At 75.3% G+C, this 15,913-nt stretch carries 12 protein-coding genes; 7 read left to right on the top strand and 5 right to left on the bottom strand.

The genetic code is table 11. From position 1 onward, the window contains the following. The first annotated feature begins 365 nt into the window (after nucleotides 1–365). Together GYH36_RS17350 and GYH36_RS17345 are read left to right on the top strand one after the other, a co-directional pair. On the top strand, nucleotides 366–1,937 hold the full coding sequence (locus GYH36_RS17350; RefSeq protein WP_203231995.1) for an MFS transporter: 1,572 nt from the start codon (nucleotides 366–368) through the stop codon (nucleotides 1,935–1,937). Between the two features lie 192 nt (nucleotides 1,938–2,129). Continuing rightward, nucleotides 2,130–2,783, top strand: coding sequence for a PadR family transcriptional regulator (locus GYH36_RS17345; protein WP_312028696.1), 654 nt, complete (start codon nucleotides 2,130–2,132; stop codon nucleotides 2,781–2,783). Nucleotides 2,784–2,950: 167 nt separating this feature from the next. Here the strand turns inward: GYH36_RS17345 and GYH36_RS17340 are convergent, their stop codons facing one another. The 4 genes from GYH36_RS17340 to GYH36_RS17325 form a co-directional block, all read right to left on the bottom strand. After that, nucleotides 2,951–3,904: a carbohydrate kinase family protein gene (locus tag GYH36_RS17340; protein ID WP_162290490.1), complete on the bottom strand. Its 954-nt coding sequence runs from the start codon at nucleotides 3,902–3,904 to the stop codon at nucleotides 2,951–2,953. Continuing rightward, nucleotides 3,901–4,182, bottom strand: a complete 282-nt coding sequence (locus tag GYH36_RS17335) for an exodeoxyribonuclease VII small subunit (RefSeq protein ID WP_115942238.1) — start codon at nucleotides 4,180–4,182, stop codon at nucleotides 3,901–3,903. The genes GYH36_RS17340 and GYH36_RS17335 overlap by 4 nt, the downstream gene beginning before the upstream one ends. A 61-nt stretch (nucleotides 4,183–4,243) precedes the next feature. After that, nucleotides 4,244–5,569, bottom strand: coding sequence for an exodeoxyribonuclease VII large subunit (gene xseA, locus GYH36_RS17330; protein WP_162290489.1), 1,326 nt, complete (start codon nucleotides 5,567–5,569; stop codon nucleotides 4,244–4,246). A gap of 79 nt (nucleotides 5,570–5,648) precedes the next feature. Next, entirely contained in the window at nucleotides 5,649–7,064 is a 1,416-nt protein-coding gene (locus GYH36_RS17325; protein WP_024841102.1) for a polysaccharide deacetylase family protein, read from the bottom strand. A 213-nt stretch (nucleotides 7,065–7,277) separates the two neighbouring features. Here GYH36_RS17325 and GYH36_RS17320 point away from each other — a divergent pair, with 213 nt between their 5' ends. Further along, complete coding sequence (locus GYH36_RS17320) at nucleotides 7,278–8,330, top strand: 4-hydroxy-3-methylbut-2-enyl diphosphate reductase (RefSeq protein WP_115942241.1); 1,053 nt, start codon at nucleotides 7,278–7,280, stop codon at nucleotides 8,328–8,330. Nucleotides 8,331–8,373: 43 nt separating this feature from the next. Here the strand turns inward: GYH36_RS17320 and GYH36_RS17315 are convergent, their stop codons facing one another. Further along, nucleotides 8,374–9,870 (bottom strand): DNA recombination protein RmuC, encoded by a 1,497-nt coding sequence (locus GYH36_RS17315; protein WP_155098880.1) that lies wholly within the window; start codon nucleotides 9,868–9,870, stop codon nucleotides 8,374–8,376. 131 nt (nucleotides 9,871–10,001) lie between these two features. Here GYH36_RS17315 and GYH36_RS17310 point away from each other — a divergent pair, with 131 nt between their 5' ends. From GYH36_RS17310 to GYH36_RS17295, 4 genes are all read left to right on the top strand, one after another. Next, the gene (locus GYH36_RS17310; RefSeq protein WP_081772370.1) at nucleotides 10,002–10,874 is read left to right on the top strand and encodes an ABC transporter ATP-binding protein; all 873 of its coding nucleotides are present in this window, start codon (nucleotides 10,002–10,004) and stop codon (nucleotides 10,872–10,874) included. Beyond that, on the top strand, nucleotides 10,856–12,442 hold the full coding sequence (locus GYH36_RS17305) for a hypothetical protein (protein ID WP_162290488.1): 1,587 nt from the start codon (nucleotides 10,856–10,858) through the stop codon (nucleotides 12,440–12,442). Before GYH36_RS17310 ends, GYH36_RS17305 begins: the two co-directional genes overlap by 19 nt. A 51-nt stretch (nucleotides 12,443–12,493) precedes the next feature. Then, on the top strand, nucleotides 12,494–13,579 hold the full coding sequence (gene ychF / locus GYH36_RS17300) for a redox-regulated ATPase YchF (RefSeq protein WP_024841107.1): 1,086 nt from the start codon (nucleotides 12,494–12,496) through the stop codon (nucleotides 13,577–13,579). Between the two features lie 323 nt (nucleotides 13,580–13,902). After that, nucleotides 13,903–15,759, top strand: a complete 1,857-nt coding sequence (locus GYH36_RS17295; RefSeq protein WP_203231994.1) for an ABC transporter family substrate-binding protein — start codon at nucleotides 13,903–13,905, stop codon at nucleotides 15,757–15,759. Nucleotides 15,760–15,913 lie beyond the last annotated feature (154 nt).

Below are 15,913 nucleotides of genomic sequence, written 5' to 3'. Positions count from 1 at the left end.
AGCGCGTGCCGGTCGGCGCCGAGCGTCGCGACGACCCGGTCGCGGGCGGCCCCGCGCCCCGGCGGGCGGGGGGGGGGGGGCGCGGGGGGGGCCCCCCGACCGACGCGCCGCGGGGCCCCCCGGGCCGGGGCGCGCCCCCCGGGGGGGGCCCACGCCCGGCGTCCGCGGCGGCCCCGGTCTGCATGGACCCATCATGCGTGAGCGGGCCACCGGACCGTGCGGTCCGTGCGATCTTGGTCACGATCGGGGCCCGGAAGTGGAGCGGCCCGAGAAGCGGTTGTTTCAATAGGCAACTGTCTGCGGCCGTCGAGCCGCACCCTCCCTTCCTCGCGACGGCGCGCCCGTCTCACCCCTGATTGCGTCCTGTGCCTCTCCCTGCCCTGCTGTCCCGTCCTGCCCGCACGACCCCCGACCGCTCGCCGTGGCGCGCGCTGCGTCACCGCTCGATGCGCTGGTGGTCGGGTGCCAACCTCGTCTCCAACGTCGGCGCCTGGATGCAGCTCACCGTCCAGAACCTGCTCGTCCTCGAGCTCACCGGGTCCGCCGCTCTCACCGGGCTGTCCCTCGCGGTGCAGTCGGCGCCGGCGCTGCTGCTCGGCGTCGCGGGCGGCGCCGTCGTGGACCGGTGGCCGCGCAAGCTCACGGCCGCGGTCAGCCAGGCGGTGCTCGGCGTCGTCGCGCTCACGACCGCGGGGCTCGTCGCGCTGGACCTGCTCAGCCTCCCGGTGCTCCTCGTCCTGTCCGCCGTGACGGGCCTCGTCGCCACGGTCGACGGACCGGCCACGGCGCTCCTCGGCAACGATCTCGTGCCCGTCGAGGACGTCCCGTCGGCCATCGGGATCGGGTCGGTCGTGCACAGCGCGGGCCGCCTCGTCGGGGTCGCCGTCGCGGGCGGCGCGGTCGCCGTCGCCGGGCCCGCGGTCGCGTACCTCGCGAACGGGGTGTCGCTGCTCGCCGTCGCGCTCGTCGTCCCGTTCCTCGTCCTGCACCCCGACGCCGGGAGCGCCGCGCCGCGGCCCGCCGAGGCCACGTCGGCCGGTCGGGACACCGCCTCCGCCCCTGTCGAACCTCGGCCCGCGGCGGCGCGCGCGGCGCGGGACGCGGCGACGGACGGGCGGACCGACGGCGGCGGCCTGCGCTACGTCCTCGGCCGCCCCCGGCTCGTCGCACTCCTCGGCGTGACGGCCGTGAGCGCGGTCCTCGGCCGCAACTACACCCTCACCCTCGCGGTCCTGGTCACCGGGGCGCTCGCCGGCGGCCCGCAGGAGTTCGGCACGGTGTCGACCGTGCTGGCCGTGGGCGGGATCGTCGGCGCGGTCCTCGCCGGCCGGCTGCGGCGCCCGACCGTGCGTCTCGTCGGCGTCCTCGCTGCCGCGGGCGCGCTCCTGCAGGTCGTGGCCGGGCTCGCGCCGACGCTCGCCGTCCTCCTGCTCGTGGTCGGCCCGATGGCCGTGGTCGAGTCGGTCTCCGACACGGCGGGGACCACGGTGCTCCAGACCGACCCGCCGCCGCACATGCGTGGGCGCGTCCTCGGCGTCTGGCGCAGCGCGAGCACCGCGTGGGGTCTCGCCGGGCCGCCCCTGCTCGGCCTGCTCATGGAGGTCCTCGGCCCGCGGGGCGCGCTCGTCGTGGGCGGCGCCGTCGTCGTGGTGGCCGTGGGCGCGGGATGGCTGCGGCACCACCTGCTCGCGCGGCGGAGCGCCCGCCCGGCGGGGCGGGCGCCCGGCGTCCCGGCCCCCGCTGCCTCGGTTCTCGGGCCAGACGCACCCGCGACGCCGTCGGCCGTGCGCGCCGGAGAGGCACCGCTGCCCGCGTTCGCCGACACGGCGCCGCTGCCCGTGCCCGTGCCTGCGCTCGTGGGCGCCGGCGAGCCCCTCGTGCCGGAGCACGCCGTGGCGTCGGCGCGGGAGGAGGAGCGGGTCCTGACCCCCGCCTGAGGCGCTGTCCCTCGGGCGCGCACGGGCCCGCCGCCGTGACGGCGCCCCCGCGCCGCCACGCCCCGCGGAGCCTCCGGCCGGCAGAGCGTCGTGCATCTCGCCCCTGCTGGCTCCCGCACACCCCTTGCGCGAGCATCCTCGGACGAATACTCTGAGCAAAGTATTCGGAGGTGAGTGATGTCCCGTCGACCCGTGTCGAACCCGCTGGCGCTCGCAGTGCTCGCGTGCCTCGCCGAGCGCCCCATGTACCCGTACGAGATCACGACGACCCTGCGCGAGCGGGGCAAGGACGACAGCATCCGGCTCAACTTCGGCTCGCTGTACTCGGTGATCAAGTCGCTCGAGAAGCACGGGTTCATCACGCCGTCCCATTCCGAGCGCGAGGGCAACCGGCCCGAGCGCGTCGTCTACGAGATCACGGAGGCGGGCAAGGTCGAGGCGGCCGCATGGCTGCGCGAGCTCCTCGCGGTGCCGTCGAAGGAGTACCCGGACGTCGAGGCGGGCCTGTCGCTCATCGCGATGCTCTCGCCCGACGAGGTGGCGGCGCTCCTGCGCGCGCGCCTCGCGTCCCTCGACGCCGAGATCGGCACGCGCGCGAGCGGCCTCGCGGGCGCCGCGGGGGCGGGCCTGCCCGAGATCTTCCTCGTGGAGGCGGACTACCGCCTGGAGATGCTGCGCGCCGAGCGCGTGTGGATCGACCGGTTCGCGGGCCGGCTCGAGCGCGGCGAGGTGGGCGGCCAGGACGGCTGGGCCGAGATGGCCCGCCTGCGTGCCGCCGGGGCGTCGCCCGAGCAGATCGAGGAGGTCCTGCGCCGGCACCTGCCGGCCGAAGCCACCACACCCTGAGCCACCGGCGGCGTCCACCCGGACGTCGCCGGACGAGTGGTGGGCCCGGGGGGGCCACAAACCGGGCCCCCCCCCCCCGTCGTCCCCCGGGGGCGGCCCCCCCGGGCGGGGCCCGGGGGGCCCGAGCCGCGCGCGGGCTCCGGAGCGGCGGCCGCGCCGCGCCCGGCTCAGGCGGGGGCGAGCTCCGCGCGGCGCGGCGGGTTGGCGCCGGCGCGCGAGACGGTGATCGCGGCGACGGCGACGCAGCGCTCGAGCAGCCCGGCGAGCGTCGCGGCGTCGATCGCGCGCAGCGCGTCGCGGCGGTCCGCCCCGAGCAGGCCCGCGTCCCACAGCCCGTCGAGGAGCGCGCCCATGAACGAGTCGCCCGCGCCCACGGTGTCCACGACCTCGACGCGCGGCGCCGTCACGCGCTGCTCGCCGGCGGCGGTGACCGCGACCGCGCCCTCGCCGCCGAGCGTCACGACGACGAGCGCCGGGCCCAGCGCGAGCCAGTCGCGCGCGACCGCGACCGGGTCCGCGCCCGGCACGAGCCACGCGACGTCCTCGTCGCTGACCTTGACGACGTCGGCGAGCGCCACGAGCGCCTCGATCCGGGACCGCGCGTCGGCCGGGTCGCCCATGAGCGCGGGGCGCGCGTTGGGATCGTAGGTGACGGTCGCGGTGTCGCGGGCGGTCGCGACGAGCGCGCGCACGTCCGACGCGCCGGGCTCCAGGACCGCCGCGATCGAGCCCGTGTGCACCGCGAGCGTCCCGGCGTCGGCGGCGGTGCCCGGCGGGACGCGCCACTCGAGGTCGAACTGGTACGTCGCGGCGCCGTGGGCGTCGAGGTGCGCGGTCGCGACGCTCGTGCGGTCGGCGCCGGTGCTGCCGGGCGCGAGCGTCACGGCGGAGTCGTCGAGCCAGGCCCGCACCGCGGCGCCGTGCGCGTCGTCGGCGACCCACGTCGCGAGGCGCGCATCGCGACCGAGCCGGCCCAGGGTCAGCGCGACGTTCGCGAGGCTCCCGCCCGGGTGCTCGTCCACGCTGCCGTCGGCGCGGTGCACGACGTCGATCAGCGCCTCGCCGACCACGAGCACGTGCCCGGGTCGCGCGGTTCCGGTCGGGGCGGGGGTGGTGCTCATCGGTCGTCTCCGGTGGTCTCGTCGGGGGTGTCCGCGCTCACGTCCTGGGCGCGCGCGGCGTCGAGGCGGGCGCGCGCGCCGTCGAGCCACTCCTGGCAGCGCGCGGCGAGCGCCTCGCCGCGCTCCCAGAGCGCGAGCGACGCCTCGAGCGGCTCGCCGCCGGCCTCGAGCCGGGCGACGACCTGCACGAGCTCGTCGCGCGCCTGCTCGTAGGACAGCGTCGACACGTCGGGCGTGACAGCGTTGTCAAAGGAAGTCACGGCAGTATTCAACCCCATCTGTGCGTCGTGGTCGGACCCGTCGTCCGGCCGGTGGACGTCCCGCGGCGCCGCGCGCGGCTCACGAGGTCTCCCCGACCGGGCCGGGAGCGGGAGCGTCGGCGTCGTGCAGCGCGGTCACCGTCGCGTCGAGAGAGCCGTGCGCGAGGCGCACGCGGACCGCGTCGTCGGCCGCGACGTCGGCGGGGGAGCGCACGACGTGGCCGTCCGCGCGCTGCACGACGGCGTAGCCCCGCTCGAGCGTCGACGCCGGGGACAGCGCGCGCACCTGCGCCTCCAGGCGGCCCACGTCGCCCGCGGCGCGCACGAGGTGCGCGTCGAGCGCGCGGCGCGCCCGGTCGCGCAGCGCGCCGACCCGCTCCGCGCGGTCGGCGAGCATGCCGTGCGGCGCGGCGAGCACGGGCCGGGACCGCAGGGCGTCGAGGCCCGCCTGCTCGCGCGCGACGGTCCCCGCGATCGCCGCGCGCAGGCGCTGCCGGCTCTGGGCCACCCGCGCGCGCTCCTCGGCGACGTCCGGCACGACGCGCTTCGCGGCGGCCGTCGGCGTCGAGGCGCGGACGTCGGCCACGAGGTCGAGCAGCGGGCTGTCCGTCTCGTGGCCGATCGCGCTGACGAGCGGCGTGCGGCACGCGGCGGCCACCCGCACCAGCGCCTCGTTGGAGAACGGGAGGAGGTCCTCCACGGCGCCGCCGCCGCGTGCGACGACGATCACCTCGACGTCCGGGTCCGCGTCGAGCGCGCGGATCGCGTCGCTCACCTGCTGGACCGCGTGCGCCCCCTGGACGGCGACCTCGCGGATCTCGAACCGGACCCGGGGCCAGCGGGCCCGCGCGTTGACGACGACGTCGTGCTCGGCCTTGGACTCCCGGCCGCACACGAGGCCCACGACCTTCGGCAGGAACGGCAGCGGGCGCTTGCGCTCGGCGGCGAACAGACCCTCGGCGGCGAGCACGCGCTTGAGGTGCTCGATGCGTGCGAGCAGCTCGCCCACCCCGACCGGGCGGATCTCGCGCGCCTGGAGCTGGAGCTGGCCGCGCCGCGTCCAGTACACGGGCTTGGCGTGCACGACGACGTGCGCCCCCTCCTCGAGGGTCGCGCCGCGCAGCACGCGCGTCGCGGCGGACACCGGGAGCGACATGTCGAGGTCCGTGTCGCGCAGCGTGAGGAACGCGGTCGACGTGCCGGGGCGGCGGTTGAGCTGGACGACCTGCCCCTCGACCCACACCGGGGCCATGCGCTCGACGTACTGCTCGATCTTGCGCGCGAGGAGCCGCACGGGCCACGGGTGCTCCGCGCTCGTCTCGAGAGCGCGCGCCGGGAGCGGCCCGCGCTCGGCGGGCCGCACGGGACCGCCCGGGTCGTCGGGCAGCGGGAACGTCGCGGTCACGGGTCCAGCCTGCCCCACCCCACCCACGTCCACCCGCCGCACGCCGGCCGCCGGGGCGGGCTGCCGGTCCCGCCCGCGCTCAGGGGGTCGGCTCCGGGGCGAGGAGGTCGACGGTGACGAGCCGGTAGCCCTCGGCCCGCAGGTCGTCGATGATCCCGGGCACCGCGTCGACGGTCGCGGCGTGGATGTCGTGCATGAGCACGACGCTCCCGGCGCGCGCCCCCTCGACCGTGCGCCGCCTCGTCTCGGCGGCGTCGCGGGTCTTCCAGTCGAGCGTGTCGAGGTTCCAGAGCACGACCTGCAGGCCGGTCCGCGTCGCGACGGACCGCACGCGGTCGTCCACGTCGCCGTACGGCGGGCGCAGGATCGTCGGGGTCGTGCCCGACGCGCGCGCGATCGCGTCCTGCGTGCGCTCGAGCTCGTCGCGCACGGCGTCGTCGTCGAGCGTCGTGAGCTGCGGGTGGTCCCACGTGTGGTTGGCGAGCAGGTGCCCGGCCGCGGCGGTGTCGCGCACGACCTCGGGCCGCTTCTCGACGTTCTCGCCCACGAGGAAGAACGTCGCCGTGACGTGCTTCTCGGCGAGGATCTCCAGGAGGCGCGGCGTCTGCGTGCCGGGCCCGTCGTCGAACGTCAGGGCGACGCACCGCTCGACCGCGCAGTCGACGCCCGTGGCCCGGGCCGCGTCGCGGCGCTGCTCGAGGAGCAGCGCCAGCCGGTCGGCCCACACCGTCTCGGTCGTGGCGAGCACCGCGTCGTGCGCCGCGACGCTGCGCGCCACGGGGACGCCGCCCACGCCGGCGTCGAGCGCGGCCGTCGCCTCGTCCAGCGCCGCGGACAGCGCCGTGCGCGTGCCCTCGTCCGAGACCAGGCCCGCCGACTCGGTGAGGACCGGCCGGCCCTCCGCGACCGCCGTCTCCAGCGCGTCGAACGCCCACTCCTGCTGCGCGCGGGCGAGGTCGGTGGTCGTCGTCGCGACCGCGGCCGCCGCCGCGTCGAGCGCGTCGGCGGACGGGACCGACCCCGTGACCACCGCGACGTCGCGCGCCGGTCGCGACGCCGGGAAGAAGGGGTTCGGCCGCGTGAGCGCCGCCACCGTCCGCTCCTCGACCGGGTACTCGACGCGCGTCGTGCGCAGGTCGGCGGCGTCGCCCAGGGCCGCGGCGAGCGGGTCGCGCAGCGACGGGTCGTCCACCTGGCCCTCGCTCCCGGACAGCACCGCCGCGCCGACCGTCTCGCCGGCGACCAGCGCGCCGAGCCGCGGCACGTAGCCGGCGACCGCCCGGGCGCGCGCGAGGTCGGCGTCGCGCGTCGCGTCCGCGACCTCCTCCTCGTAGGCGGCGACGGCGTCGAGCCACCGCTCGTGCTCCCACGCCCCGACGGCGAGCACGCCGCCGGCGAGCAGGACGAGCGCCGCCGGGACCGCCCACCACCACGCGCGAGGACGCCGGCGGGGCGACTCCGGCGGCGACGGGGCAGGGCCGGGGGAGTCGGTCATGCTGTCGATCTTGCGTGGCGCGGCGAGGCTCGGCGACCCGGCGCGCGCGGGGTCCCGGGTGAAGTCGCGCGACGTGCGGAGGGAGTGTGGACCCCGCGCGCACGGGGCGTGACGACGCCGCGACCAGGCCGTGCGTGACCGGCCTCACCGGGGTCGGCGGGCGGGTGCTCGCCTAGACTCGGGGGCGTGACCGCTCACCCTGCCGGCCCGTCCGTGCGCCCGTCCGACCGCCCCGCCGCGACCCCGGCCGGCGAGGCGCCCCGCAAGCGCGTCCTGCTCGCGGCGCCGCGCGGCTACTGCGCGGGCGTGGACCGCGCCGTCGTCGCCGTCGAGAAGGCGCTCGAGCACTACGGCGCCCCGGTGTACGTGCGCAAGGAGATCGTGCACAACAAGTTCGTCGTCGAGACGCTCAGCGAGCGCGGCGCGGTCTTCGTCGACGAGACGGACGAGGTCCCCGAGGGCGCGCGCGTCGTGTTCTCCGCCCACGGCGTCTCGCCGGCGGTCAAGGCCGCCGCGGCGGCGCGCAACCTCGACACGATCGACGCCACGTGCCCGCTCGTGACGAAGGTGCACAAGGAGGCCGTCCGCTTCGCCAAGGACGACTACGACATCCTCCTCATCGGCCACACCGGGCACGAGGAGGTCGAGGGCACCGCGGGCGAGGCCCCGGACCACGTCCAGGTCGTCGACTCCCCGGACCACGTCGACGACGTCGTCGTGCGCGACCCCGACAAGGTCGTGTGGATCTCGCAGACCACGCTGTCGGTGGACGAGACGATGGAGACCGTGCGGCGCCTGCGCGAGCGGTTCCCGACCCTCCAGGACCCGCCGAGCGACGACATCTGCTACGCGACGCAGAACCGCCAGGTCGCGGTGAAGAAGCTCGCGCCGCAGGCCGACGTCGTCATCGTCGTGGGGTCCGCGAACTCGTCGAACTCGGTGCGCCTCGTCGAGGTCGCGCTCCAGGCCGGGGCCGGGGCGTCGTACCGCGTCGACCGCGCGAAGGAGATCGACCCCGCGTGGCTCGACGGCGCGACGACCGTCGGCGTGACGTCCGGCGCGTCGGTGCCCGAGATCCTCGTCGAGGACGTCGTCGCCTACCTCGCGGAGCGCGGGTTCGGCGAGGTCGAGGAGGTGCGCACCGCGACGGAGGACCTCATGTTCTCGCTGCCGCGCGAGCTGCGCGCCGACCTCAAGGCCTCCGGCTCCGAGGGCGGCCGTCCCGCCCGCGGGGGCCGCACCGCCCTGTCGGTCCAGCCCGTCTGACGGGTTCGGCCCCAGCCCGGAGCGACAGGGAGGCGCCCGCCGCTCAGGCGCTCGCGCCGCCCGCCGCGCCGCCCTCGCGGGGCTCGGCCCGCTCGTCGATCGCCACGACCGACTCGTTGACCGACGCCAGGAGCTCGGGCGCGCTGATCGCGCTGAGCCGCGGGTTCACCGTGGCCGGGCTCGCGAGCTCGTCGTCCACGACGTGCAGGTCGGCGAACCGGCGCGCGCTGACGAGGACGCGCGTCTCGAGCGAGCCCACCGTACGGTTGTAGGCGTCCGAGGCGTTCTGGAGCTGCCGCCCGAGCTTCGCGAGGTGCGACCCCATGACGGCCAGGCGCCCGTGGAGCTCCTTGCCGAGCGTGAGCACCTGCTGGGCGTTCGTGGCCAGCGCGTCCTGGCGCCACGCGTAGGCGATCGTGCGCAGCATCGCGACCATCGTCATGGGCGTCGCGATCACGACGTTCTTCGACACGGCGTGCTCCAGCAGCGACGGGTCCTGCTCGACGGCGGCCGAGAGGAACGCCTCGGCGGGCACGAACATCACGACGAACTCCGGCGCGGGGGCGAACTGGTCCCAGTAGCGCTTCGCGCCGAGGTCGTCGACGTGCTTGCGCATGTGCCGGGCGTGCGCCGCGAGCCGGTCCGCGCGCACGGCCGGGTCGGTCGCGCCCTGCGCGTCGAGGTAGCCGAGGAAGGCGACCTTGGCGTCGACGACGACCTGCTTGCCCCCCGCGAGCCGCACCACCATGTCCGGGCGGAGCGCGCCGTCGTCGGTCGAGACCTGGTCCTGCTCCACGAAGTCGACGTGGGGGAGCATGCCCGCGGCCTCGACCACGCGCCGCAGCTGGAGCTCGCCCCACGCGCCCCGCACCTGCGACGAGCGCAGGGCCGTGACGAGCTGCGACGTCTCGGCGCGCAGCAGCTCCGAGGCGTCGCGCACCCCGCGCACCTGCTCCGCGAGGCTGCCGTGCGCGGCGAGCCGCGCGCGCTCGGCCTCGGCGACCTCGGCGCGCACCTTCTCGAGCGCCCCCGCGAGCGGCTCGACGAGGTGGCGCACGGCCTCCTCGCGGCGCGCGAGCTCGGCCGCGCCCTGCTCCTGGCTGCGGCGCAGGCGCTCCTCCGCCTGCACGAGGAACTGCTCCGTCCCCGCGGCCAGCACCTTGCGCGACAGCGCCTCGAACTGGGCCTCGAGGCGACGGTGGTCGCCCTGGATCTCCTCGACGCGGCGGTCCGCGGCGGCGCGGAGCTCGGCGAGCTGCTGCTCGTGGGTCGCGCGCGCGAGGTCGAGCCGCTCGTCCGCGCTGCGCTGCGCCGCGCCGAGCTGGCGCGCGAAGCCCTCGCGCTCGGCCTCGAGCCGCTCGGCGAGGCCCGCGGCCCGCGCCGCCTCCTGCTGCGCCTGGCCCAGGAGCTGGGTGAGCCGGCGGACCTCCGCCGCGGCGGCGTCGGGCGACGCGCGCCGCACGCCGAGCACGAGCGCGCTGCCGCCCACCAGCCCCAGCACGAGACCGACGGCGAAGAGCAACCACCCCGAGATGTCCATGGCCGCACCCTGCCACGGGGAACCGACACCCCCGTCGCGCGACACGGCGGCGCGGGGCACGGTCGGCCCGCCGGAACACCTCGTGACAAAACGCACCACGCGCGGGCGCACGGCTCGGTTACGGTGACGCCATGGTCGATCCCGTCCCCGTCCCAGCCCCCGTGCCGTCCGGTGCGCCCGCTCCGGACCCGACCCTCCGGCCCGCCACGGCCCCCGGTCCGCAGCCCGGTCCGCCCGCGCCGCCGAACCCCGCCGCCGCGCTCTCGCTGCGCGGCCTGTGGAAGCGGTTCGGCCAGAAGATCGCGGTCGCCGGGATCGACCTGGACGTCCCGGCGGGCTCGTTCTACGGGCTCGTCGGACCCAACGGCGCCGGCAAGACGACGACGCTGTCCATGGCCACCGGGCTCCTGCGTCCCGACGCCGGCACCGCGCACGTGCACGGCACCGACCTGTGGGCCGACCCCGCCGCGGGCAAGCGCCAGCTCGGCGTGCTGCCCGACGGCGTCCGGCTGTTCGACCGGCTCACGGGCGCCCAGCTCGTCACGTACGCGGGCCTCCTGCGCGGCATGGACCGCGACACCGTGGCCGAGCGCACGGCCGAGCTCCTCGCCGCTCTCGACCTCGCGAAGGACGCGACGACGTTCGTCGTCGACTACTCCGCGGGCATGACGAAGAAGATCGCGCTCGCGACCGCGCTCATCCACGCCCCGCGCACGCTCGTCCTCGACGAGCCGTTCGAGGCCGTCGACCCCGTCTCCGCCGCGAACATCCGCGACATCCTCGCGGGCTACGTCGCGAGCGGGGGGACCGTCGTCGTGTCGTCGCACGTCATGGACCTCGTCCAGCGCATGTGCGACCACGTCGCCGTCGTCGCGGGCGGGCACGTCCTGGCCGCGGGGACCGTCGACGAGGTCCGCGGCGACCAGAGCCTCGAGGACCGGTTCGTCGAGCTCGTCGGCGGCCGCCAGAGCACGGAGGGCCTCGCGTGGTTGCGCAGTTCGTAAGGCTCAAGCTCACCCTCATGGGCAACGCGTTCCGCCGGAGCGTGTGGCAGACCATCGGGTTCGTCGTCGGCGCGCTCTACGGGCTGTTCGTCGTGGGGATGCTCGTCGTCGGCGCGATCGTGCTCGGCACGACCGACCCGGAGCTCGCGGGGACGGTCGTCGTCCTCGGCGGGGCGCTCGCGGTGCTCGGGTGGTGGGTGATCCCGCTCTTCGCGTTCGGCGTCGACGCGACGCTCGACCCCCAGCGCTTCGTCCTCTTCGGCATCCCGCAGCGCCGCCTGCTCGCGGGGCTCGCCGTCGCGGGCGTGGTCTCGGTCCCGGGCGTCGCGACCGCGCTCTCCGCGCTCGGTGCGTCGTTCGCGTGGTGGCGCACGCCCCTCGCGCTGCTGGCCGCGCTCGTCGGGGCGGTCGTCGCGGTCGCGCTGTGCGTCGTCGGCTCGCGCGCCACGACGACGGCGCTCGCGCCCCTGCTCGAGTCCCGCCGCTACCGCGAGGTCGTGACCGTCGCGGCCTTCGTGCCGCTCGTCCTCGTCGGCCCCGCGTTCGCGTGGCTCGGCGCGCAGCTCGGCGAGGGCCCCGTCGACGGCGAGGCCGTGGGCGGCATGCTGACGCGCCTCGCCGGCGTCGTCGCGTGGACGCCCTTCGGGGCGCCGTGGGGCCTGGGCGCCGCCGTGCACGACGGCGCGTGGGGCCTCGCGCTCGCACGGCTCGTCGTCGCGCTCGCGACCCTCGCGGTGGCGTGGGTCGTGTGGGACCGGGCGCTCGCCCGCGCGCTCGTCACCCCGCCCACGTCCGGGGGCGCCGGGCGGGCCAAGGGCCTCGGCTTCTTCTCGCGCTTCCCGGCCACGCCGACCGGCGCGGTCGCCGCGCGCACCGCGACCTACTGGCTGCGCGACCCGCGCTACTCCGGGTCCATCGCGGTCGTGCCGCTCATCCCCGTCGTCCTCCTCGTCGTCGGCGGGGGAGCGGGCTCCGAGATCTTCCTCGCCCTCGCGCCGTTCACGGCGTGGATCCTCGGGTTCTCCATCTCGGCCGACGTCGCGTACGACCACACGGCCTTCGCCCTGCACGTGTCGTCGGGCGTGCCCGGGCGCGCGGACCGCTGGGGACGCGCGCTCCCCGTGCTCGTCGCGGGCGGCGCGGTGACGGTCCTGTTCGCCGTGGTGTCCGTCGCGGTCGCGGGCCGCTGGGACCTGCTCCCGGCGATCCTCGGCGTCTCGGTCGGCGTGCTGCTCACCTCGACGGGCGTGTCGAGCGCGACGTCGGCGCGCCTGCTCTACCCGGTGCCCAAGCCGGGGGACAGCCCGTTCAAGCAGCCGCAGGGCGCCGCGATGGCGACGCTCGTCGCGCAGACGGTCGCGATGGTCCTCGTGCTCGCGCTGTCCCTGCCGTTCCTCGTGCCCGGTCTCGTCGCGGTCCTCGCCGACCTGCCGGCGGTCGGGTGGGTCACGCTCCTCGTGGGCGCGGTGGTCGGGGCCGTCGTGCTCGTCCTCGGCGTCCGGTGGGGCGCCCGCCGGTACGACCGCGGGGCGCCCGAGCTGCTCCAGCGCGTGCTGTCCTACGCCTGAGCCGCGGGGCCGGGGCCACGTCGCGGCCCCGGCCCCGTAGACTCGGGCGACGTGGCTCTCACTATCGGCATCGTCGGCCTGCCCAACGTCGGCAAGTCCACCCTCTTCAACGCCCTGACGCGCAACCAGGTGCTCGCCGCGAACTACCCGTTCGCGACGATCGACCCGAACGTCGGCGTGGTGTCCCTCCCGGACCCGCGGCTCGACAAGCTCGCCGAGATCTTCGGCAGCCAGCGCGTCCTGCCCGCGACCGTGTCCTTCGTCGACATCGCGGGCATCGTCAAGGGGGCGAGCGAGGGGGAGGGGCTCGGCAACAAGTTCCTCGCGAACATCCGCGAGGCCGACGCCATCTGCCAGGTGACGCGCGCGTTCTCCGACCCGGACGTCGTCCGCGTCGAGGGCTCGACGGACGCCGAGGGCGACATCGAGACCATCAGCACCGAGCTGATCCTCGCCGACCTCCAGACGCTCGAGAAGACGGTCCCCCGCCTCGAGAAGGAGGTCAAGATCAAGAAGGGCGACGCGGCCCTCCTGGACGCGGCCCAGAAGGCGCAGGCGATCCTCGAGGCCGGCACGACGCTCTTCCAGGGCGCGGCCGCGGCCGGGCTGGACCTCGCGGACGTCGCGAGCCTGCAGCTGCTCACCGCGAAGCCGTTCATCTACGTCTTCAACACGGACGACGCCGGCCTGGCCGACGCGGACATGCAGGCTCGCCTGCGCGCGCTCGTCGCGCCCGCCCAGGCGATCTTCCTCGACGCGAAGTTCGAGTCCGAGCTCGTCGAGCTCGAGCCCGACGAGGCGAAGGAGATGCTCGCCGAGTCGGGGCAGGAGGAGGCGGGCCTCGACCAGCTCGCGCGCGTCGGCTTCGACACGCTCGGCCTGCAGACGTACCTCACCGCGGGGCCCAAGGAGGCCCGCGCGTGGACCATCCGCAAGGGCTGGACCGCGCCGCAGGCGGCCGGGGTCATCCACACCGACTTCGAGCGCGGCTTCATCAAGGCCGAGGTCGTCTCGTTCGAGGACCTCGTCGAGACCGGCTCGGTCGCCGCCGCGCGCGCCGCGGGCAAGGCGCGGGTCGAGGGCAAGGACTACGTCATGGCCGACGGCGACGTGGTGGAGTTCCGCTTCAACGTCTGAGATTCAGGTCACAGCCCTGCGCCCGCCGCATCGTGAGACGCGGCGGGCGCGACGGCGTTCCCGGTGCGGAGGTTTCGCCCGTGTTTCCCGGGCGTCGCGGCGCGGAAACGCGTCCGTACCGGCCAGTATCAACTCGGTAACGATCGACCTCCGCAACCGGGCAAGGGGGAGATCCCTCGCAACTAGGTCTGTAGCGTGGGCTCAAACCGTGGTGGGCATGCCCGTCCACGCGCGCCGACACGATCCGGCCGCGCGGCGACGGGGCGGCCGGGGGGCGAACGACGCCTCGCCGTCCGCGCCCGCCATCCCTTGGAGGAGGAACATTGAAGATCAGGCGCACGAGTGCCGCGCTCGCCGTGACGGTCACGGGGGCACTGCTGTTCTCCGCGTGCAGCGGCACGTCGGGTGAGGGCGAGACCGACGGCGACGACGCGGGCATCAACACCGAGAGCGCGGTCACCGTCGCGTGGGAGGCTCCGCTCAACGAGCTGAACCTGAGCTCGGCGAACGGCAACGCGACCCAGAACGCGGTCATCAACTACATGCTGAACTCGGGCTTCAGCTACTACGACGCCGACCTGAACCTCGTCCAGGACGAGTCGTTCGGCACGTACGAGAAGGTCTCGGACGACCCGCTGACCATCAAGTACACGTTCGGCGACGACACGAAGTGGTCGGACGGCGTGCCGGTCGACGCGACCGAGCTCCTGCTCGACTGGGCCGGCCAGTCCGGCAAGTTCAACACCGTCGAGGCCGAGACGGACCCGGAGACGGGCGAGGTCATCAACCAGGACGAGGTGGACGCCGGTGTCTACTTCGACGGTTCGGACCCGGGCATCGCGCTGATCTCGCAGAACCCCGAGATCTCCGAGGACAACAAGTCGATCACGGTCGTCTACGACAAGCCGTTCGGTGACTGGGAGCTCAACTGGACGAACGAGTTCGTCCCGGCTCACGTCGTCGGCCAGCACGCGCTCGAGATCGAGGACCCGGAGGAGGCCAAGGCCGCCGTCCGCGACGCGATCCTCAACAACGACACGGCGGCGCTGTCGAAGATCTCGAAGTTCTGGAACGAGGGCTTCCAGTTCACGTCGCTCCCCGAGGACCCGTCGCTGTACGTGTCCAACGGCGCGTACGTGCTCGAGGACTACAAGGAGAACCAGTACCTCACCCTCAAGGCGAACCCGGACTTCACGGGCGAGCGCAAGGGCTCGGTCGACACCATCACGGTCCGCTACATCGACGACCCGATGGCCCAGGTCCAGGCGCTCGAGAACGGTGAGGTCGACCTCATCGGCCCGCAGGCGTCGGCCGACGTCCGCACCGCGCTCGAGGCGCTCGACGGCGTCGAGACCCACTCGGGCATCGAGGGCACCTACGAGCACGTCGACCTGGTCTTCCAGAACAAGGGTCCGTTCGACCCGGCCACCTACGGCGGCGACGCGGAGAAGGCCAAGGCCGTCCGCCAGGCGTTCCTGCTGACGATCCCGCGCCAGACGATCGTCGACAACCTCATCAAGCCGCTCAACCCGGACGCCGAGGTGCGCAACTCGAACATCCTCCTCCCGGGCTCGCCGAACTACGACCAGATGGTCGCCGAGAACGGCTCGGACTTCTACCCGGTCGAGGGTGACATCGAGAAGGCGAAGCAGCTGCTCGCCGACGCCGGCGTCGCCACGCCGATCAAGGTGCGCTTCGCGTACAACAACGAGAACACGCGCCGCGTGAACGAGCTCGCGCTCATCACCGACACCGCCTCGCAGGCCGGCTTCGAGATCGTCGACACGGGCCGCCCGGCCGCCGAGTGGGGCACCCTCCTCGCGACCGGCCAGGACCAGTACGACGCGTCGCTGTTCGGCTGGCAGTCGACCTCGACCGCGGTCACCGAGTCGGACGCCAACTTCCGCTGGGCGCCGAACCCGGGTGTCAACAACTACGGCCAGTACAACAACCCGGCCGTGGACGCCGCGCTCGACCAGCTCCAGGTCTCGACCGACCCGGAGGAGCAGTTCCAGCTCCAGCTCGAGGTCGAGAAGAACCTCTGGGCCGACGGCTTCGGCGTGACGATCTTCCAGTTCCCGGCCATCCAGGGCTGGGACGAGAACCTGAAGGGCGTCGAGTCGATCACGATCAGCCCGACGATCTTCCACGGGTTCTGGAACTGGACGTTCGAGGGCTGAGAGTCCTGAACACCGCCTGACGAGGCCCGTGGCCCCCCCCCGGGGGGGGCGCCCCCCCCCCGGGCGGGGGGGGGGCCGGGGCGGGGGCCCCCCCCGCGGGGGGGCGCCCCCGGCGGCCGGGGGGGCCCGGGCGCCACCGCGCCCCCACCCGCGG

The sequence above is a fragment of the Cellulosimicrobium composti genome, assembly GCF_010287905.1.
Lineage (GTDB): Bacteria > Actinomycetota > Actinomycetes > Actinomycetales > Cellulomonadaceae > Cellulosimicrobium > Cellulosimicrobium composti.
This window is presented reverse-complemented; position numbering and strand designations above follow the sequence as displayed.